The sequence below is a fragment of the Paracoccus sp. (in: a-proteobacteria) genome, from assembly GCF_046289755.1.
GTDB lineage: Bacteria > Pseudomonadota > Alphaproteobacteria > Rhodobacterales > Rhodobacteraceae > Paracoccus.
Window position 1 is genome coordinate 45,816 of the sequence record NZ_JBKBVD010000001.1, and the last position, 18,653, is coordinate 64,468.

An 18,653-nucleotide genomic window follows, 5' to 3' on the forward strand; every position below is an offset into this window, starting at 1 on the left:
ACGATGGCGCAGGCGCCCCAACCGAAAGGCAACAGGTCATGGAACTGGCAGACTGGTCTGATCGCCCGCCCCCCGGCACCGCCCCCCTCGACGGGCGCTATGTGCGGCTGGAGCCTCTGGCCCCGGCGCATGCCGACACGCTGTATCAGGCGGCCACCGCCGAGGGGGCCGGGGACAGGTTCCGCTGGCTGTTCGAGACGCAGCCCCCGGACCGCGCCGCGTTCGGGGACTGGGTCGCGCAGGCTTCGGCCACGACCGATCCGCTGTTCTTTGCGGTGATCGACAAGGCCACCGGACGCGCCGAGGGGCGGCAGGCGCTGATGCGCATCGACCGCACCCATGGGGTGATCGAGATCGGCAGCATCATGTGGGGGCCTGCCCTGCAGCGCACGCGGATGGCGACCGAGGCGCTGTTTCTGTTCGCGGATCATGTCTTTGGGCTGGGCTACCGGCGGTTCGAATGGAAATGCAACGACCTGAACGCGCCCTCGAAACGCGCGGCCACGCGGTTCGGATTTCGCCACGAGGGGGTGTTCCGCCAGCATATGGTCGTGAAGGGCGCCAGCCGCGACACCGCGTGGTTCGCCATGACCGATCAGGACTGGCAGCGGCTGCGACCCATCTATCTGGCATGGCTGGCGCCCGAAAATTTCGACGCGGCGGGGCGGCAGCGGCGGGCGCTGAGGCTGTGACCCGCTGTCGCGCCGTGCCCCCGACCCGGACGTATGGCGCCGGGCGGATGCGATCTGCCCGGACTTGCCGGGGTGAGGAAACCTGATGCTGTTCATCCCGCTGCCCTTTGTGGTGACCCTGCTGCTGCTGATTCTGTTTGCGACGCTCGCCCGGCGCGACCGCGAGGACCGGCCCGACATCCCCTTCATGGCGCTGATCCTGCTGGTCGCGGGGCAGAGCTTTCTGGCCGGGCTGCGATGGGGTTATGGCGTGCAGGCCGTCGGGTGGGTGACGCCGGTTCTGGCCGGGCTGGTGCCGCCGCTGGTCTGGTGCGGCGTGCTGGCGGTGCTGCGGCGCGACTGGTTTCACCCCTCGCGGATCTTGCTGCATGCCCTGCCTGCCCTGTCGGTCGCCGGGCTGATGGCACTCGACCGCGATCTGATCGACCCGGCGCTGGTCGTGATCTTTCTGGGCTATGCGGGGGCCATCCTGCGGATGATGCGCCGGGGCGCCGACACGCTGCGGCTGACACCGCTGGAACGCGCGGGCACGGCCTATCGCGCGATCCTGTTCGCGGCCTCGGCCCTGCTGCTGACCGCCGTGATGGATCTGGCGGTCTATCTGGATTTCGCGCTGCTGCTGGGCCGCAACGCCCTGCCGATCATCCAGACCGGCAATCTGGCCGCGCTGGCCCTGCTGGCCATCGCCGCCGCCGCCATCGGCCGGACACCGGGCGTGGACGAGCCGCGCCCCGTCGCGGCACCACCCGCGAGTTCCCAGCCCCCATCCCTGCCCCCATCCCTGCCCCCGCCCTCGCCCCCGCACTCGCCCCCGACCGATGATGACGGCCACGCCGCCGCCCTTCGCGCCATCGACGGGCTGCTGACCGACCGGCACATCTATCGCGATGTCGATCTGACGCTGGACCGGCTGGCGCGGCGGCTGGGGATGCCTGCGCGGCAGATCTCGGGGGCGATCAACCAGCTGCGGGGCAAGAACGTCTCGCAATACATCAACGAGTTTCGCGTGGCCGAGGCCTGCGACCTGCTGGCCCGGTCGGATCGCCCGGTGACCGAGATCATGTTCGATGTGGGGTTTCAGACCAAGTCGAACTTCAACCGCGAATTCCGGCGGGTGACGGGGATGACGCCGGTACAGTGGCGGCAGGTGAAATCCGTGCCGGGCTAGGGAAACGCGGCCTGCCAAGGTGCCGGATCACGGCAAAAGGTGCTGAATCGTGATCAAGGTCCTGCCCTGACGCCATTCAGGTCGCGGGGTTTAGCCGCCCCTCGCAGGGTGGTCGGCATGAACATGACCCCCACCCTCCCCGATCTGGCCGACCCCCAACTGGCCGCGACCCTGCGGGCGCTGTCCCTTCCGGCGGAACCGGCGCCGCCTGACCGTGTCCGGCGCCGGTGGCTGCCATGGGCGGTCCTGACGCTTGGCGCGGCGGGGGCCCTTGGCGCCTTTGTCGCGCTGGACCGCCGGGACAGTCCTGCGGCCAGCACCGCCCCGCCGCCGGACCCGGTCGCCCTGACGGTGCCCCGGACGCCCGCGCCGGTCGTGGCCGAGATCACCGGCGCGGGCCATGTCGTGGCGCCGCAGACGGTTGCGGTTCACGCCCGGCACGCGGGCCGGGTGCTGTCGGTCGCGGTTCAGCCCGGCGACCGGGTGGCGGCAGGTCAGGTGCTGGCCCGGATGGAGGGGGAGGCGACCCGGCTGGCGCTGGAAGACGCCGCGATCGCCCGCCGGACCGCCGCGCTGGGGACCGAGGCCCGGCAGATCGAGGTCGATGCCGCGCAACAGGACCGCGACCGGGCCGCCCTGCTGGCCGCGCGCGACGCCGTTCCGGGGCACGCGCTGGAGACGGCAGAGACGGCCCTGCGCCGGGCGCGCAACCTGCAGGCGCAGGCGCGGCAGGATCTGGCGCGCGCGGACCTTGCCCTGCGCCGGGCGCGGGCGGATGTCGACCGGCTGGTGATCCGCGCGCCGCTGGCCGGGACGGTGACGGCACTGTCGGTTCACGCGGGCGATCTGGTGGCCGATGAGGCCGACAGCGTGGCCGCAGGCCGGGGGCTGATGGTCATCGCCGACACGAGCCGTATGGTGATCGACGCCGATGTGGCCGAGACCAGCCTTGCCGCCCTGCGCCCCGGCCTGACCGGCGAGGCCGTGCTGGACGGCTATCCCGACCACCCCTTTTCCATCGTGCTGGAACGGATCGCGCCCATAGCCTCGCTGGAGAAGGGCACCGTCACCCTGCGGTTCCGCCTGACCGGCGCCCCCGAGGGCGCGCGGCCCAACATGGCCGCCCGCATCCGCATCACCGACCCCATCGCAGAAGGACCGCACCCATGACCGACACGCCGTTTATCCGCCTGACAGGCATCCGCAAGGGCTTTGCCCTTGGCGGCCAGCGCCTTGGCATCTTCGAGGATCTGGACCTGACCATCCCTCAGGGGGATTTCGTCGCCATCATGGGGCCGTCAGGCTCGGGGAAATCGACGCTGCTGAACATGCTGGCGGGCATCGACAGCCCGGATGCGGGCGAATTGCAGATCGGCCCGCACCGGCTGGACCAGATGGGCGAGGCGGCGCGCGCGGCCTGGCGGGGGCACCATATGGGCATCGTGTTCCAGTTCTATAACCTGATGCCGATGCTGACGGCGGCCGAGAATGTCGAACTGCCGCTGATGATCCGGCCCCTGCCCGCACACGCGCGGCGGGCGCGGGTCGACAGGGTGCTGGCGCTGGTGGGGCTGGAGGGGCGGCAGCGGCAGTATCCGGCGCTGATGTCGGGCGGCCAGCAGCAGCGGGTGGGCATCGCGCGCGCCATCGTCGGCGATCCGGCCCTGCTGCTGTGCGACGAGCCGACCGGCGATCTGGACCGCGCCTCGGCCGATGACATCCTGCGCATGCTGCGGGTGCTGAACGATCAGCTGGGCAAGACCATCGTGATGGTGACCCACGACCCGCAGGCCGCACAGGTGGCGCGGCGCGTGCTGCATCTGGACAAGGGCCGGTTCGTGACCGCCGAAAGGGCCGCGTGATGACCTGGCTTACCCTCATCCGCCGCAATCTCTGGCGCAAGCCGCTGCGGAGCGTGCTGCTGATCCTCTGCGTGGCGACGACCTTTCTGATCCACGGGCTGACCGCCAGCTTTCTGAACGGCGCGCAGGGGGCCGCGGCCTCCGGCGGCGATATTCTGGGCGTGACGCATGCGGCGGGCATGGGCCAGCCGCTGCCGCTGGCGCATGAGGCGCGGATTGCCAGCGTCGAAGGCGTCGCGGCTGTCGTCCCCGTCGCCCGCCTGCGCGGCTTTGTGCAAACCGAACGCAACGCCGTCGCGCTGAGTGCGACCGATCCGGGCGGCCTGATGGCGGTCAGCGGCCCCGGTCTGGGCCTGACGCCCGATCTGATCGCGGCGCTGGATGCGGGGCGCGACCGGGTGCTGGTGGGGCGCGCGCTGGCGGCGGCGCAGGGCTGGCAGGTCGGCCAGAGCGTGACGCTGACCACGTTCCAGCCGCTGCGCGCGGGCGGCGGGCGCGATCTGCGCCTGACCATCGCGGGCATCTTTCCGGGGGCGGCGCCGGGGGTCGATACCTATTTCATCATCGGGCAGTACCGCTATCTGAACGCGCTGCGCGACCGCAACCGCGACACCGCCGATGTCTTTGCGCTGCGCCCCGATGCGGGCGTGGCCCCGGCGGCGCTGGCCGCACGGATCGACGCCGCGCTGGCCCGTTCCGCCGCCCCCACCCGCACCCAGTCCGAGCGGCAGTTCCTGCAGGCCTTCCTGCGCCAATATGCCGATGTCGGGCTGATCGTGACGCTGGTGATGGGCGCCAGCACCGTGACGCTGCTGATGATCGTGATCAACACGATGGTCTTTGCCGTGCGCGAACGCCGGTTCGAGATCGGCGTGCTGAAAACCCTGGGCTTTTCGCGGTCGCGGATCGGCCTGCTGATCCTGGCCGAGACGATGTTCGTCTTTGCCCTTGGCGGGGGGCTGGGGCTGGGGCTGACACAGCTGGCCACCATTCTGGCGGGCGACGGGATCGGGCTGGTTCTGTCGCCGCGCATCCTGGCCGAAAGTGCGGCAATGGTGCTGGCCCTCGCGCTGCTGAGCGGGCTGCTGCCCGCAGCCCTGACCATGCGCATTCCCGTCACCGCCGCTTTCAGAACGAGGTAGACCCACCATGCTGACACAATTCAGGCAAATCCGGGTGCTGACCCGCACCAATCTGGCCGGGATGCACCGGCGGCTGGCGATCTCGGCCTCGATGGCCTTCTCGGTGGCGCTGGCGGTCTGCGTGCTGGTGGGCTTTCTGTCCATGGCACGCGGTTTCGAGCAGACCCTGACCGGCACCGGATCAACCTCGGTCGCGGTGGTTCTGGGGGGCGGCACCAGCCTTGAGGCGGGCTCGGAGATACCTGCCGGGCTGATCCGGTCGCTGCTGGCCGTGGGCGCGGATGTCGGGCTGCGCCGCGATGCGTCCGGGCTGCCCGTGATCTCGCGCGAGATGGTGCAGCCGGTGGCCTTGTCCCCCGACGGCGCGGCGGTCACGCTGGCGCTGCGCGGCATGGACCCGGCAGGCGCGACGCTGCGCGATGGCACCACCCTGACCGGGGGGCGGATGTTCACCCCCGGCGCCCGCGAAATCGTGGTGGGCGCGCGGACCGCCGCCGATGTCGCAGGGCTGGAGATCGGCGACAGCGTCCGCCTTGGGGCTGTCGAGTGGCGGGTGACCGGCCATTTCTCGGCGCAGGGCGGCGTGTTCGAATCCGAGCTGTGGACCGGGCTGGAGGCCGCGCAGTCGGCCTTTGACCGGCAGGGCGAGGTCCAGACCCTGCGGCTGGGCCTGAACCGGCCCGGCGATGTGACGGCGCTGGCGGCGGTGCTGGCGCCGCTGTCCCCGACCCCCCTGAGCGTGATGACCGAGGCGGATCTGTTCGCCGGGCAATCGGCCCGCACGGCGGATCTGATCCGGCTGTTCGGCTGGCCCCTCGCGGCGCTGATGGCCTTTGGCGCGACGGCGGGGGCGCTGAACACGATGATGAGTTCGGTGTCGGACCGCAGGGTCGAGATCGCCACGCTGCGCACCCTGGGGTTCAGCCGCCTGGCCGCCTTCGGGGCCACATGGATCGAGGCGCTGGTGCTGGCAGGCATCGGCACGGCAGTCGGGCTGCTGCTGTCCTGGCTGGTCTTTCACGGCTGGCAGGCCAGCACCTTGGGGGCGAACAATGCGCGGATGGCCTTTCAGCTGGCGGTGACGCCGGATGTGATGCTGCGCGCGGGGCTGCTGGGCCTGCTGATCGGCGCGCTTGGCGGGCTGATCCCGGCGCTGAGCGCCACGCGCCTGCCGCTGACCGCAGCGCTTCGCGCCCATGGGTGACGCGGGCGTGCAGCCCCGCGGGCAGATTAGCGGTTGATCTGACGGGGCACAGGCCGTCGGAAGCCAAAAAAGCGGAGGCGCTCCGGCGACATGCTGTGGCACATCGCGCAGGACCGCCTCCGCGGAGCTACCATTTACAACCCCCCACAGGTTCGCAGAGCGGTCACACAACCCGTCCGCGAATCACCTTTTCGCAGCCGGGTGTGAACCGGATGTGAGCGCGGCGTGAAGCGGCCCCGGCCCAGTCGCGGCCCGGCGGGGCAATCAGTCGCCCAAGCCGTGGCGCCAGGGCAGCGCCGGCAGCCCCAGATCGGGCGTTGTCCCGGCGGCGCCGTTCAGGGCCTGCACCAGCGCCTTGCGGTCGGGGATCGTGCGGCCCCCTGCCAGCGCGGCGGCCAGCCAGCGGGACAATTGCGGGGCCGACAGGCTGGTGCCGCTGAGCCGCTGGCGCCCGGCAGGGGCGATCCCCGGCAGCAGCATCCCGCCAAGCGTGGCGCTGGCATCGGCGGGTGCGGTCAGATCGCCCGGCGCGCCGTCGGGCAGCAGCCCGGTATAGGGGCTGACCCGCTGGTCCGGTCGCGGGGGGCGTGCAAGGCTGGCGCCGACCCGGATCGGACGCTGGCCGCGCGCATAGGCGCTGAGCGTGCCGTTGCGGCGGATCGCGCCGGGCGATGCGGGATCGTCGGCACCGGGCCAGCGCCCGTCATCGGTCCGCTGCCGGTAACCGGGATCGACCAGCCGCGACTGCCGCCCCTGTCCGCGAAACCCCCGCAGCCTGTCGTCGCGGTGAACCGCCAGATCGCAGCCCGACGGGCCTGCCTCGTGCAGCGTCAGGCGCCACGGCCCCGGCGGCGCACATGGCGCGGTGATGGCGCCCGGCAAGGTGGGCGGCACAATCACCGTCACGCAGGCGCGCCCCGCAGGGCCACCCCGCCGCTGCGCCACCACACGGGCCAGCGTGGCGCCCCTGGCATCGGTGATCCGACCTGCGCCGGTGGCCTCCAGCGGCACGACAAGCTGCGCGCCATCGGGGGTGGTGATGCCGATCCGGGGCATGGCTTCGCCCACAGCGCCCCAGATCTCGATGGCGTTGGCGGTGGAATCGGCGGGCGGGATCTGCCAGCCGATCCCCTGCCCCGCGCGCAGCCGGGCGCGCAGCCGGTCCTGACGGTTGTTGCCGGTCGGCACCACGACATGGACCGGACCCAGATCATCCGGCCTCTGCCCTGTGATGATGTCCAGCAGACGCGCCAGCGCCGCGGTTTCGTCGCCCGCGCCCGCCGTCACGCCAAGGGACAGGTTCACGATCAGCGGCGGGCGGACGGGCTTTCCGGCTTTGGCCGACAGTTCACGCGCCAGCGCCCGCGCCCGCGCCAGAACAAAGGCGACGGCGGCACAGATGAACGGCGCCGCCAGACTGCCCGAGGTCTCGGCCAGCGCGATCCGGGGCAGCGACACGGCCAGCAGCGGGTGCTGGCGCCCGGCGTCGTCCTGCGGGTCATGACCCCCGGCCAGAGCGGCCACCGCCGCGCCATGGCTGGCCGCCGCCGCCATCACCATCGAGCGGCCCGGCGTCATCAGCCCGCAGTCGCGATAGGCATGGTCGGGATCGCCGGGCCGGCGCAGCGCGTCGATCCGGGGGCCGCGCAGTTCACGGCCAAAGGCAATATCGGGCCGGTGCTCGGATGCGATGGCGTCCATCAGCCAGATGGCGGCGACACGGCTGTGGCCACTGGCGGTCGTGAACAGCGGATGCGCAAAGGGGATGGCGTGGTCGATCACCGCCACGATCGCCGCGTGACCGGGATCAGACGGGCGCGCGCGCTTGTGCAGAAACCGGCCCTCATCGGCTTTGGGGGCCCTGGGCGGCACGATCGCATCGGCAGGGATCAGCTGCGGCAGATGGGCAAGAACCGGGTCGAAAAGATCGGGGATTTCACGCCCGAAGGCCGACCCGATCAGCGCGCGCAGGGCTTTGCGCTGCGCCGGGTGGAGATCGGGGCGCGGCGAAGGGGCGCGCTGCGACAGCATCTCGTCCAGCAGCGGCCCGCCCTCATCGCCCAGCCGGTCCTGCCCGGCACGGGCGGCGGGCACCCAGCCGAGGGGCACAGGCGTCACCCCCATCGCCTGCTCCATTCCCGCAGCGCGCCCTGCCACAGCGCGGCCAGCAGGGGCGCCCTGGCGACGGGCAGCGCCGCCTGCTGCTTCAGGCAGGTCTGTTTCTGCCACGCCAGACACAGCGCGGGCAGATGGAAATCGCGGCTGCCGCCAGAGGCATCGCTGCCCCATTTGCCGGTGTCGAGGGCGAGGCCCGTCACATCGGTTCCGGTCGCCCGCGCCACCAGCCAGCGCGCGACGGCGGTGCCCAGCACCGCGCCCGCCGCGCTGTCGCTGGGATAGTGCAGCCCGGCGACGGTCCGGTTGACCGCGATCCGCGCCGCCATCCGGTCCAGCGGGCTGGCCGGGTCGGGCCCCTTTGCCTCGTTCAGCGCCGACAGCAGGCCGGACAGCGCAAACGCCTGGGTGGCGTGGCCGCTGGGAAAGGCCGCATGTCCGGGGCAGTCGATCATCGGCTGGATATCGGGGGACAGCACATGCGGGCGCGGCGCGCTGAACCCCAGCTTGGCGCGCTGCACCATCGCGGTTGCCATGTCCTGCACCAGCGAGGTCAGCAGCATCACGCAGGGCGTCCAGCCGGGCGACAGCGGCAGGACCGCGCCGAAAAAGGGCAGGATCTGGCCGGTCTGGGACAGGATCTCGGCCATGCGTTCGGCGCGCAGTTCGGCGTAACCGGCGACAAGCTGAGCCTCGTCCCTGAAATCCTTGCCGGACGGGCGGGTCAGCCGCAGCAGATCGCCGCCCGGCACCGAAACCGTCAGCGCCCGCGCCGACGCCTTGATCTGCACCCCTTCGGACAGTTCGGACAACAGCGCCGCAGCCGCGAATTGCGGCTCGATCCGTCGCAACCGTTCCAGCGCGGTCAGCCCCGGCGGGGCCGGTTTCGTCACCGCCACGCCGCCCATCGGGGCGATGGCGTCGCGCGCCAGCAGCAGCGCCTGCGCCAGCGTGGACGACCCGGCGCCCGACGCATCGGCGCCGTGTTGGTTATGCTGATTATACGCGTTGTGCTGATTGTGCTGATTATATGCGTTGTAGGCATTCGCCAGCGTCATCCCGTCCCCCCCCGGTCGTTCCCTTGTCGTCCGACCCGGAAAAAACATCACCGATTCGGTTGACCTATGGTAACATATGTCTGGATTTTGTAGGGTTTTCAGTTCATGCGCCTGATTTTACGCCTGATGGGGCCGGTCCGGCTGACAGCAGAAGACGGGCGCGACATGACCCCGCGCGGGCGAAAGGCGCGGGCTGTTCTGGCGATTCTGGGCACCGCACCCGATCTGCGCATGGCCCGCGCCCGCCTGCAGGACCGGCTCTGGAGCGACAGCGCCCCGACGCAGGGCGCCGCCAGCCTGCGCCAGACATTACGAGAATTGCGCCTGTCGCTGGATGACGCCCGCGAGGTGCTTTTGTCGGGCGAAGGCTGGGTCGGACTGGACCGCGCGCGGGTGACGGTCGATCTGCGGCCTGTCACCGGCCCGGCGGGCGCGCCCTGCGAATTCGCCGAAGGGCTGGAGATCGAGGATCCCGAGTTCGAGGACTGGCTGCGCGACACCCGCCTTGCGCTGGAAGACGCCCCCACCGTGCCCGACCAGCCGCTGCTGGTCCTGACCGAACCACAGGCCGACAGTCCGCAGGCGCGCATGCTGGCCGCGTGCGTGATGCAGGAGGCGGCGGGCCGCGCCGGGCAACTGATCCCCGCCCGCGTGGTGGCGGCAGGCGCCGCCGGATCCGGTTCCGGAACTGCCTGCGGGACCGGCCTGCAGATCGAGGCGCATTGCATGTCACAGGACCGGGGTGGCCTGATGATCATGATGGTGCTGCGCGACCTGCGCGATGGCGCGCAGCTTTGGGCGCAGTACTACCCGGTCACGGCGGCGCTGACCGATATGCGCCGCACGGGTGCCTCGATTGCGCTGACGATCATGCAGACGGCAAGCCGGATGGGCAGCCCGGCGCGGTCGCTCTATCCGCTTGGCGATCTGTTCAGCTTTTCGCGCCCGCGCCTGCTGGCCGCCGATCAGCGTCTGAAGGGGGCGGAAGGCGCGGTGCCACAGGCGCTGCGCGCCTATCTGCGCTATACGCTGATCATCGAGCGGCAGTCACGCGACCCCGGCGCCCTGCTGGACGAGGCCGAAGCCCTGACACACCGCGCCTGCGAGGCCGCGCCGGGTGATCCGATCGTGCTGTCGGTGGCGTCGCTGATGAAGTCATGGCGCGGACAGGTCGCGGGCGCGCTGGATCTGGCGCGGCTGGCCTGCCGGGTGTCGCCGGGCCACGACATGGCGCAACTGGCGTTGTCGCAGGCGCTGACCAATGCGGGGCGGGACAGCGACGCCCTGATCGCCGGCATGCGGGCGGTCACCGGACCGCTGGCTGCGCTGGGGCAGGCAAGCTGGCGCATGCGGCTGGCGGTCGCGCAGATCCGGCTGGGCCGCCTGCCCGAGGCCGAAGCCAGCGCCGAGGTCGCGCTGGCCCATGCGCCCGAATGCCGCCCGGCGCTGCGCGTGCTGGCCGCGCTGCGCTATCACCGCCGGGACGAGGCCGGGGCCGCCGAGGCGCTGGCCGCGCTGCGCCGGGCCGAGCCGGATTTCAGCCTGCCCCTGATGGCCAGCCCGGGCTACCCGGTGACCACCCTTCGACGCGCCGGGCTGCTGGGGGTGACCCGCTCGGGGTTGTAAGCCCGGGGTTGTCAGAGGGTCGGCGCCCCCCTCTCACGGCCCTTTCACACGCGGCTCACGGCCAAGCGGCAGACTGTGAGTCGCGGAGACTGGCGCGGCCAGTTCCGCAATCAGGGGGATGCCGGAATGACCACCAGCAAAACGCAGTCAGCGGCGACGCAAGACCAGATCAGCCTAATTCTGGAGATGCGCGCCGATCCGGGCATGTCGCCCAGCCTGGGGATGAACGCCCTGCCCGAACTGGCCAGCGGCGCCCTGACGCTGGACCCCGAATTCCTCCCTGTCGCAATGGCGGGCGACCCCGAGGTCGAGGGCTTTGCCAGCCAGCCCCGGTCCTATATTCTGCGCGGCACCGTGGCCTCGCAGGATCAGCTGCGCGCGCTGGAGGCCGACCCTCTGGTGCTGCGGGTCTGGCCGGATACCAGGATCGCCCCGTTCATGCATCCGGGCGCGACAAATGCGGCGGCACCCGAGGTCGGCGACACGCCCTCGATGGCCGCCTGCCCCACCGGCAGTTGCGATTGCACACCGCACGCGCCGGTCGGCACCATCTCGGACGTCGCCCGCTATCTGGCGGCGGACCAGATCTGGTCGCGGGGCTATCGCGGCACCGGGATCGTCATAGGAGTGCTGGATAGCGGGATCACCGCGCAGGGCCGCCCGGTGATTGCGGGGCAGACCGCACGCCGCATCCCGCGCGTGACCGGCGGCTGGCCGGTTGCGAGCTGGGGCACACAGGCCAGCGCGTGGTCGGAACATGGCAATATGTGCGCCACCGACGTTCTGGGCATGGCGCCCGACGCGCAGATCTTTGACCTGCGCATTTCCGGGCCGGGAGGTTCGGTCGCCGTCATTTCGCGCGCGCTGCAGGCCTTTGACTGGGCCCCCAACCGGCATCCTCCGCATCCTCCCGCGCGGGGGCCGGCTCGTCATCCATCTCGGCTCATCCCAATCAGACGGAGACTGTCATGATCCTCATCATCTCGCATCCCGAAGACATCCACGCCCGCGCGGTTCTGAACCATCTGGGCCAGATGCGCGCGCCTGCACAACTGCTGAACCTTGGCCGCTTTCCCAAAGCCGCCCGGCTGGTCCTGCGCTATGACGCCCATTCCAGCCAGATGGGCTGGAGCGATGACGACGGCACCGTGATCGACCTCGATACCGTCGGCGCCGTCTGGTGGCGCCGTCCACAGCCGCTGGCGTTCGAGCCCGGCCTGAAGGCGCAGGATTTCGCCGCCTCGGAATGCGCCGAGGCGCTGGCCGGGATGTGGCAGGCCATGCCTGCGGTCTGGATGAACCCGCCCGTTCTGGACGAGGCCGCCAGCCGCAAAAGCTGGCAGCTGCGGCTGGCCGGGCAACTGGGGCTGGACCCGCCAGAGACGATCATCACCACCTGCCCGCAGACCGCGCGGGCCTTTGTCGCAAAATGCGGCGACGTGATCTGCAAGCCCTTCGCGGGCAGCCGGCACCACCGGCGCGAGACCTGCCGCATCCGCGAAGCCGAGCTGGCCGAGATCGAGCAGCTGCGCCATGCGCCCGCCATCCTCCAGCAGCGGATCGAGGGCCGCGACATCCGGGTCACGGTGGTCGGGCGTCAGGTCTTTGCCGCCGAGATCGACACCGGCGCGGGCCGTTTCCCCGACAATCGCCGCATGAACGACAACCGCACCATCCGCCCGGCCGCCCTGCCCAAGCCGACGATTTCCGCCATCCATATCCTGATGGAGTATCTTGGCCTCGTCTACGGCGCGCTGGACTTTCGCCAGCAACCCGACGGGCGGCTGCGCTTTCTGGAGATCAATCCGGCCGGCCAGTTCCTGTTTGTCGAGGAGCAGACCGGCCAGCCGATCGCGCGGGCCATGGCCAGTGAGCTGATGCAGATGGCGGGCCTGCGGGCGGCGGCCTGAGCCCTGATGTGCGGGGCGCGTCCTGTTCATCCGCCGGGCATCGCGGTGTCGTCTGCCACGCCCGGCTGTGACCGGACCGCCTCCCTGACCGCCCTGCGCCCGGGTCAATGCAGACTGCACCGGGCCGGCCGTGGCCCGAGAATTCGTCCTGGTCAGGCCCCCGCGCATTGACCCCGATATCGATCTTGCACGCTTTGGCGCGAGGCGTTAGACGGCACCAACGGAGCGGTGGCCGAGTGGTCGAAGGCGCACGCCTGGAAAGTGTGTAGGCGGGAGACCGTCTCGAGGGTTCGAATCCCTCTCGCTCCGCCATCTACCTAAAATTTCTGTTGATTATCAGCCGCTTGCGGGGCAGATTGTCAAACTGCTTTAGCGGGTTTGACAGTTGCAGTTTCGTCGTCTGATCGTCCCAGCGCAAGCATTGCCCGCACTGCGAGGTCTTTTCGGCTGGCGGCGACGGTATATCGCGTCACCTCGGCCAGCGATCGATGGCCGGAAATAGCCATGATTTCGTGTGCGCTGCATCCCGTTTCTGCCAGACGGCGGCGGGTGGCTTTGCGCAGCCCGTGAGGCGACAGGCCATTCGGTACCGATTGGCGATCGCGCCCCACGTCGAACATCTGCGCGGCCAACAGCCGCCTGGCCCGGGGCATCGCCATCCCGGAATATTCCGCCCTTCAGGTGATGGAACGTGCCTTCCGGCATCCCGTGCCTGCACCTGCGCACGATGCGGGTGTCAGAGCTTCGAGATGCGCTTTTGCAGCTCGGCAAGCTGGCGGCGGATCTCGGCCATGTCCTGTCCCTCGGGCGCAGCACCGTCCGGGGGGGCGGCGCCCGCATCGGTCATTTCATCAGGCTCGGGACCGGAACCGCCGCGCCAGCCACCCATCATCGCCTTGAGAAACATCTGCTGCTGGCGCTGCAACGCGTCAAAGCCGGGCATCGTCGCCATCGGATTCGGCATCGAGGCCATGTTCTCCATCAGCTTGGACTGGCCGTCGCGCAGCATCTCGAAGCTGGCGGCCAGAAACTGGGGCACAACCGACTGCGCGTTGGGCGTGTAGCTGCGCACAAGATCGGTCAGCACGTCGATCGGCAGCACGCTTTCGCCGCGGCTTTCATGCTCGGCGATGATCTGGAGAAGATATTGCCGCGTCAGGTCATCGCCCGACTTCAGGTCGATGATCTTCACCTCGCGGCCATCGCGGATGAAACGGGCGATATCCTCCAACGTCACGTAATCGCTGGTTTCGGTATTGTAGAGCCTGCGGCTGGCATAGCGCTTGATCAGCAGCGGCTCGCTTGATGCGGCCATCACGGCCCCCTTGCTGTTCCGTCCGGGCATGATGAAAGCTGGCAGGGGAAAAGGCAAAACAAAAAAAGGCTGGGACGGGATAAACCCGCCCCAGCCCGGAACTTTCACCGGCTAAAATAACACCACAGAAAACGAATTCGTGGAATTACTTCGCAGCGGCAGTCGCGGCAGTCGCCGTGGTGGTCGCTTTCTTGGCCGCAGCCTGCGTCTCGCGGGCGGCTTTCTCGGCGACTTTCTGTGCGTCGGCGGCAATGTCCTTGCCAGCGGTCAGCATCAGGTCAACGGTGTCCATCTGAACCTTTTTCGCCACTTCGGCGTAAGAGGCCATGTGCTCGGCGGCCATTTCAGCCGAAGCCGAGGCGTAATCGCTCATGGCTTTGGTGTATTCCGAGGGCTCTTCACGGACAGCGGCCAGTTCACCGGCGCGGGCGATCGAGTCCTTGGCCCACTGGGCCGAAATCTCGGTCGAACGCTCGGCGGCGCTCAGCGCAACGCGGGCCAGCTTCTCGGCCAGCAGGCTTTGCGACTTCATCGCTTCCTGCAGCGAGGTGGTGTCGATGGGGAAGTTCGCCATCATGTCTTGCATCGTTTTTGCGAAATCGGGGGTCTTGGCCATCTGTACTACTCCTGAGCTTGCGGCGCGGGGGCTGTTTGCCTCGGAAGCCGCCAATCATATCGTTCCACCAATATGAATGCCGCAGTGCAGCATTTCAAGTATTTTTTCTGCACCGCAGCATAAACTGTTACAAAGTGAGGCGGTTGCCTGCAAGCCTTTGATAAGCAGACTTGCAGGCCGAAAGAACGCTATGCGCGCTCGTGGACATACCGTCCGGGGGCGGGTTCCAGCCCCTCGGATGCCTCCCGCGCAGGCAGTTTTCCGCCTGCGCGCGCGGCCAGCCAGGCCCCCCAATGCGGCCACCAGCTGCCCGGAACGAACGCGGCCTGCGCCCGCCAGCCCTCATGCCCCGAATCGAATGCGGGCGGGCCCACGTAATGGCCGTATTTCTTCTTGCTGGGCGGATTGACGATGCCCGCGATATGGCCCGATTCCGACAGGATAAAGGTCTTGTCGGCGGCCCCCATCTGCGCGACGCCACGCCAGCAGTCCTTCCACGGCGCGATATGATCGGTCTCGCAGGCGATCGCGCAGAGCGGAACAGAGACATCGGACAGATGCAGCCGGTGGCCCATCAGATCGAACCCCTCGCCCGCAAAGGCGTTCTGCTGGCACAGGCTGCGCAGATACTGCATCGCCATGCGGCCCGGCAGGTTGGTGCTGTCGCCGTTCCAGTACAGCAGATCAAAGGCGGGCGGCGCCTCGCCCATCATATAGCTGCGGATCGCAGGCCCCCAGACCAGATCATTGGCGCGCAGAAAGCTCATGGTGCGCGACATCAGCTGCGCCCGCATCAGCCCGTGCCGGGCCACCTCATCGGCGATGCCCTTGACGAAATCGTCCTGCAGAAAGGTGGTGAATTCGCCCTGATCCGAGAAATCGGTCAGCGTCGTGAAGAAGGTGGCCGAGTTCACCCGGTCATCGCCCCGCGCCTTGAGCAGGGCCAGCGTCAGCGACAGGGTCGTGCCCGCGATGCAATAGCCCACGACGTTCAGTTTGGGCTGCTCCGTCAGGTCGCGCACCTTATCCATCGCGTCCAGATAGGCGGCGATGTAATCCTCAAGCCCGGTCTCGGACATGCTGGCATCGGGGTTTTTCCAGCTGACGACGAACAGGGTGTGGCCCTGATCGACCAGCCACCGGATCAGGCTGTTCTGCGGTTTCAGGTCAAGGATGTAGAACTTGTTGATCCATGGCGGAATGATCAGCAAGGGCACGGCATGGACCGTCTCGGTCGAGGGCGTGTACTGGATCAGTTCGAACAGCGGCGTGCGATGCACGACCATGCCCGGCGCCGTGCCGATATTCTCGCCGACGCTGAAGGCCGTGCGGTCGGCCAGCGACACGACCATCTCGCCGCCATGCTGTTCCACATCGCGCACGAGATTTTCGAGGCCCCGCACAAGGCTTTCGCCTTCGGTCTCGATCGCCTTTTCCAGCGCGTCGGGGTTGGTGGCCAGAAAATTGGTCGGCGCCATCATGTCGATGATCTGCGCGGTCAGCCAGTCCAGCCGGCGCCGGGCCACCCCGTCGGGCAGGTCCAGCGCGGCCGCGGCCTCTTGCAGGGCATTGGCGTTGGTCCGGTACTGGCGCTTGATCAGGTTGAAATAGGGATGCGTCGTCCACAGCGGATTGGCAAACCGCTTGTCCGCCGGGCCGTCATCTTCGGGCGCCGCAAGCCGGCCCTTGACCAGCGCCGCCTGCGCCAGCGAATAGTTCTTCAGCGTCTCGCCCCAGTAATTCACCTGCTGTTCGATCAGCTTGGTGGGATGATCGGTCAGCGTCTTCAGAAATGCCTCGGCTGCGGTCATGTAGAGGTCAGGGCCCGGCCCCTCGACGCCGGGATTGGGCGGGCTGCGATCCACCAGAGCCGACATGAGGCGGGTGCTGAGCAGCTCGATCCGTTCGATGTTCTGGGCCAGCTTCTTGGCCGTGGGCGCGTGGCCGGTCAGCGCAAGCTGTTTCAGCATGTCTTGTGCCGCCGCGCGCCCCTCATCGACAGCCTCGGAGGGCGGCGCGGCTGAGGCGGGCTGGGCTGAGGCGGGCGCGGCAGTTCTGGCCGCAGGTGAGGCGGCGGTCCGGGCTTCAGACCGGGTCGCAGGCTGCGCCGCAGGTTTGGCAGGTGCCGTCGCGGCCCCCTGCCCGGCTGGCGTGGCTGGCGCGGCTTTGCGACTGCGGCGCACCGCGGGCTTGGCCGGAGCCGTCGCCGCAGGGCCTGCTTTTGCGGCAGATCCTCTTTTTGCGGCAGCGCTGGTGGGCGTCGCCGCGCTGGCCTTTGCCGCGCCGGTTGACCGCGCAGCAGCAGCGCCCGCCTTGGCCGCAGCCCTTGGTTTTGCGGCAGGGCTGGCCTTTGGCGCAGCCTTGGCCGGGGCGCTGTCATTCTCTGTCGCGGCGACCCCGCCCGCCTTTCGGGTCGTTGCCTTTTTGCCGACTGGTATTGACGGATCTTTCCCCGGACGGGTCGAGTTGCTTGCCATGTTCCAGTTTCCCCCCTAGACGTTTGGCAATGATACGCGCAGGACGCAGGACGCGCAAACCCGGCTTTTTCCGGTGCCCCTCGGCCTCCGCCAACGCAGCAGATGGTGACCGGAATGCCGATGAAGGGTCTCAAGGGGATCGTCTCGTACGACGCGATGGAGACGATCCGCAACACGAATGAGTGGCTGGGCGCGACGGCGCGGGCGCTGGCGTCCTACCCGGCCTTCGCCATGGTTCCGCATCCGGCGTTCAAGCTGATGGGGGCATGGGGCCGGGTGACCGAACGCAGCTTTGCGCGCATGGTCACCAAACCCGGCTGGCAGCTTCCCGCGATTCCGGGCGAGGACGGGCAGGACCATATCGTCTATGTCGAACCCGTCGTGCGTCGCGCCTTCGGCGATCTGATCCATTTCCGTGTCGCCCGGCGCGAGCCGCGCCCGCGCAAGGTGCTGCTGATCGCGCCGATGTCGGGCCACTATGCCACGCTGATGCGCTCGACCGTGACTTCGCTGCTGCCCGATTGCGAGCTTTATGTCACCGACTGGCACAATGCCCGCGACATTCCGGTCAGCGAGGGCAAGTTCGACATCGAGGATTACACCCAGTATCTGGTCGATTTCATCCGCCATCTGGGCCCTGACACCAATGTGATCGCCGTGTGTCAGCCCGCGCCGCTGGCGCTGGCCGCCACCGCGATTCTGGCCGCGGACGACCCCGCCGCCCAGCCCCGCACCCTGACGCTGATCGGCGGGCCGGTCGATCCCGATGCCGCCGCGACCGAGGTGACCGATTTCGGCAACCGCGTCACCATGGGCGAGCTGGAGCATCTGGTCATCCAGTCGGTCGGCTTCAAGTATCGCGGCGCCGGTCGGATGGTCTATCCGGGGCTGGCGCAGCTGTCGTCGTTCATCGGAATGAACGCCGAAACGCACACCAACGCCTTTATCAGCCAGATCTTCGCCGAGGCGCGCGGCACCGCCTTTGAAGGCGACAAGCACAACAAGTTCTATGACGAATATCTGGCCGTGATGGACATGACGGCAGAGTTCTACCTGTCCACGGTCGAACGCATCTTCAAGAACCTGGAAATCGCCAAGAACGAGTTCAGCGTGAATGGCCGCCCGGTCGACATCGGCAAGATCACCGATGTCGCCGTGATGACCATCGAGGGGTCGAATGACGACATCTCGGCACCCGGCCAATGCGTCGCGGCGCTGGATCTGTGCACGGGCGTGCCGGATTCGAAGAAGGTGCAGCATCTAGAGGACGGCGCCGGTCACTATGGCATCTTCGCGGGCAAATCCTGGCGGCTGAACATCCGCCCGCTGGTGCTGGACTTCATCGACGAGAACTCGTCCCTGCCCGACGCCGTGAAGCCGCGCAAGCGTCGCGTGCGGGGCGGGCCGGATGCCGATTGCGGCGCCGATGACGGCGAAAGCAGCAAAATGGCGGTCTGAACATGTCAGG

Annotated in this window: 16 protein-coding genes and 1 tRNA gene; 11 read left to right on the top strand and 6 right to left on the bottom strand. The window is 68.9% G+C overall.

Annotation, left to right across the window (positions count from 1 at the left end; all coding sequences use genetic code 11):
- The first annotated feature begins 38 nt into the window (after positions 1 to 38).
- The 6 genes from ACK41U_RS00205 to ACK41U_RS00230 all read left to right on the top strand — a co-directional run bounded on the left by ACK41U_RS00205 (position 39) and on the right by ACK41U_RS00230 (position 6,068).
- Positions 39 to 692 carry a GNAT family N-acetyltransferase gene (locus tag ACK41U_RS00205; protein ID WP_409674264.1) on the top strand — a complete coding sequence of 218 codons (654 nt, stop codon included), beginning with the start codon at positions 39 to 41 and terminating at the stop codon, positions 690 to 692.
- A gap of 85 nt (positions 693 to 777) precedes the next feature.
- The gene (locus tag ACK41U_RS00210) at positions 778 to 1,860 is read left to right on the top strand and encodes a helix-turn-helix domain-containing protein (RefSeq protein WP_409674266.1); all 1,083 of its coding nucleotides are present in this window, start codon (positions 778 to 780) and stop codon (positions 1,858 to 1,860) included.
- 117 nt (positions 1,861 to 1,977) lie between these two features.
- Positions 1,978 to 3,030, top strand: coding sequence for an efflux RND transporter periplasmic adaptor subunit (locus tag ACK41U_RS00215; RefSeq protein ID WP_409674268.1), 1,053 nt, complete (start codon positions 1,978 to 1,980; stop codon positions 3,028 to 3,030).
- Positions 3,027 to 3,722 (top strand): ABC transporter ATP-binding protein, encoded by a 696-nt coding sequence (locus ACK41U_RS00220; RefSeq protein WP_409674270.1) that lies wholly within the window; start codon positions 3,027 to 3,029, stop codon positions 3,720 to 3,722. The genes ACK41U_RS00215 and ACK41U_RS00220 overlap by 4 nt, the downstream gene beginning before the upstream one ends.
- A complete protein-coding gene (locus ACK41U_RS00225) occupies positions 3,722 to 4,864 on the top strand; it encodes an ABC transporter permease (RefSeq protein ID WP_409674272.1) in 1,143 nt (380 codons plus the stop codon). Before ACK41U_RS00220 ends, ACK41U_RS00225 begins: the two co-directional genes overlap by 1 nt.
- Before the next feature lie 7 nt (positions 4,865 to 4,871).
- Positions 4,872 to 6,068, top strand: a complete 1,197-nt coding sequence (locus ACK41U_RS00230) for an ABC transporter permease (protein ID WP_409674274.1) — start codon at positions 4,872 to 4,874, stop codon at positions 6,066 to 6,068.
- Positions 6,069 to 6,332: 264 nt separating this feature from the next.
- On the opposite strand, the gene ACK41U_RS00235 is transcribed toward ACK41U_RS00230, so the two are convergent.
- Positions 6,333 to 8,192 (bottom strand): hypothetical protein, encoded by a 1,860-nt coding sequence (locus ACK41U_RS00235; RefSeq protein ID WP_409674276.1) that lies wholly within the window; start codon positions 8,190 to 8,192, stop codon positions 6,333 to 6,335.
- Positions 8,183 to 9,241: a phosphatase PAP2 family protein gene (locus ACK41U_RS00240; protein ID WP_409674278.1), complete on the bottom strand. Its 1,059-nt coding sequence runs from the start codon at positions 9,239 to 9,241 to the stop codon at positions 8,183 to 8,185. The genes ACK41U_RS00235 and ACK41U_RS00240 overlap by 10 nt, the downstream gene beginning before the upstream one ends.
- Positions 9,242 to 9,346: 105 nt before the next feature.
- Here ACK41U_RS00240 and ACK41U_RS00245 point away from each other — a divergent pair, with 105 nt between their 5' ends.
- From ACK41U_RS00245 to ACK41U_RS00260, 4 genes are all read left to right on the top strand, one after another.
- On the top strand, positions 9,347 to 10,867 hold the full coding sequence (locus tag ACK41U_RS00245; protein WP_409674280.1) for an SARP family transcriptional regulator: 1,521 nt from the start codon (positions 9,347 to 9,349) through the stop codon (positions 10,865 to 10,867).
- A gap of 126 nt (positions 10,868 to 10,993) precedes the next feature.
- Entirely contained in the window at positions 10,994 to 11,839 is an 846-nt protein-coding gene (locus ACK41U_RS00250; RefSeq protein WP_409674282.1) for a hypothetical protein, read from the top strand.
- Positions 11,836 to 12,777 (top strand): MvdC/MvdD family ATP grasp protein, encoded by a 942-nt coding sequence (locus ACK41U_RS00255; protein ID WP_409674284.1) that lies wholly within the window; start codon positions 11,836 to 11,838, stop codon positions 12,775 to 12,777. Before ACK41U_RS00250 ends, ACK41U_RS00255 begins: the two co-directional genes overlap by 4 nt.
- Before the next feature lie 222 nt (positions 12,778 to 12,999).
- A tRNA-Ser gene (locus ACK41U_RS00260) sits at positions 13,000 to 13,089 on the top strand.
- A gap of 47 nt (positions 13,090 to 13,136) precedes the next feature.
- Here ACK41U_RS00260 and ACK41U_RS00265 read toward each other — a convergent pair.
- The 4 genes from ACK41U_RS00265 to phaC all read right to left on the bottom strand — a co-directional run bounded on the left by ACK41U_RS00265 (position 13,137) and on the right by phaC (position 16,678).
- Positions 13,137 to 13,436, bottom strand: a complete 300-nt coding sequence (locus ACK41U_RS00265; RefSeq protein ID WP_409674286.1) for a tyrosine-type recombinase/integrase — start codon at positions 13,434 to 13,436, stop codon at positions 13,137 to 13,139.
- 77 nt (positions 13,437 to 13,513) lie between these two features.
- On the bottom strand, positions 13,514 to 14,092 hold the full coding sequence (phaR, locus tag ACK41U_RS00270; RefSeq protein ID WP_409674288.1) for a polyhydroxyalkanoate synthesis repressor PhaR: 579 nt from the start codon (positions 14,090 to 14,092) through the stop codon (positions 13,514 to 13,516).
- A gap of 145 nt (positions 14,093 to 14,237) precedes the next feature.
- Complete coding sequence (locus tag ACK41U_RS00275; protein WP_409674290.1) at positions 14,238 to 14,708, bottom strand: Phasin; 471 nt, start codon at positions 14,706 to 14,708, stop codon at positions 14,238 to 14,240.
- Positions 14,709 to 14,896: 188 nt separating this feature from the next.
- Positions 14,897 to 16,678, bottom strand: coding sequence for a class I poly(R)-hydroxyalkanoic acid synthase (phaC, locus tag ACK41U_RS00280; RefSeq protein WP_409674292.1), 1,782 nt, complete (start codon positions 16,676 to 16,678; stop codon positions 14,897 to 14,899).
- Between the two features lie 621 nt (positions 16,679 to 17,299).
- Here phaC and phaZ point away from each other — a divergent pair.
- Positions 17,300 to 18,643: a polyhydroxyalkanoate depolymerase gene (phaZ, locus tag ACK41U_RS00285; RefSeq protein ID WP_409674294.1), complete on the top strand. Its 1,344-nt coding sequence runs from the start codon at positions 17,300 to 17,302 to the stop codon at positions 18,641 to 18,643.
- Positions 18,644 to 18,653 lie beyond the last annotated feature (10 nt).

Excerpts from the sequence above, each read along its gene's own strand:
- ACK41U_RS00205 (WP_409674264.1), top strand. The coding sequence starts at position 39 with ATGGAACTGGCAGACTGGTCTGATCGCCCGCCCCCCGGCACCGCCCCC.
- ACK41U_RS00210 (WP_409674266.1), top strand. The coding sequence starts at position 778 with ATGCTGTTCATCCCGCTGCCCTTTGTGGTGACCCTGCTGCTGCTGATT.
- ACK41U_RS00215 (WP_409674268.1), top strand. The coding sequence starts at position 1,978 with ATGAACATGACCCCCACCCTCCCCGATCTGGCCGACCCCCAACTGGCC.
- ACK41U_RS00220 (WP_409674270.1), top strand. The coding sequence starts at position 3,027 with ATGACCGACACGCCGTTTATCCGCCTGACAGGCATCCGCAAGGGCTTT.
- ACK41U_RS00225 (WP_409674272.1), top strand. The coding sequence starts at position 3,722 with ATGACCTGGCTTACCCTCATCCGCCGCAATCTCTGGCGCAAGCCGCTG.
- ACK41U_RS00230 (WP_409674274.1), top strand. The coding sequence starts at position 4,872 with ATGCTGACACAATTCAGGCAAATCCGGGTGCTGACCCGCACCAATCTG.
- ACK41U_RS00235 (WP_409674276.1), bottom strand. The coding sequence starts at position 8,192 with ATGGGGGTGACGCCTGTGCCCCTCGGCTGGGTGCCCGCCGCCCGTGCC.
- ACK41U_RS00240 (WP_409674278.1), bottom strand. The coding sequence starts at position 9,241 with ATGACGCTGGCGAATGCCTACAACGCATATAATCAGCACAATCAGCAC.
- ACK41U_RS00245 (WP_409674280.1), top strand. The coding sequence starts at position 9,347 with ATGCGCCTGATTTTACGCCTGATGGGGCCGGTCCGGCTGACAGCAGAA.
- ACK41U_RS00250 (WP_409674282.1), top strand. The coding sequence starts at position 10,994 with ATGACCACCAGCAAAACGCAGTCAGCGGCGACGCAAGACCAGATCAGC.
- ACK41U_RS00255 (WP_409674284.1), top strand. The coding sequence starts at position 11,836 with ATGATCCTCATCATCTCGCATCCCGAAGACATCCACGCCCGCGCGGTT.
- ACK41U_RS00265 (WP_409674286.1), bottom strand. The coding sequence starts at position 13,436 with ATGGCGATGCCCCGGGCCAGGCGGCTGTTGGCCGCGCAGATGTTCGAC.
- phaR (WP_409674288.1), bottom strand. The coding sequence starts at position 14,092 with ATGGCCGCATCAAGCGAGCCGCTGCTGATCAAGCGCTATGCCAGCCGC.
- ACK41U_RS00275 (WP_409674290.1), bottom strand. The coding sequence starts at position 14,708 with ATGGCCAAGACCCCCGATTTCGCAAAAACGATGCAAGACATGATGGCG.
- phaC (WP_409674292.1), bottom strand. The coding sequence starts at position 16,678 with ATGCTGAAACAGCTTGCGCTGACCGGCCACGCGCCCACGGCCAAGAAG.
- phaZ (WP_409674294.1), top strand. The coding sequence starts at position 17,300 with ATGCCGATGAAGGGTCTCAAGGGGATCGTCTCGTACGACGCGATGGAG.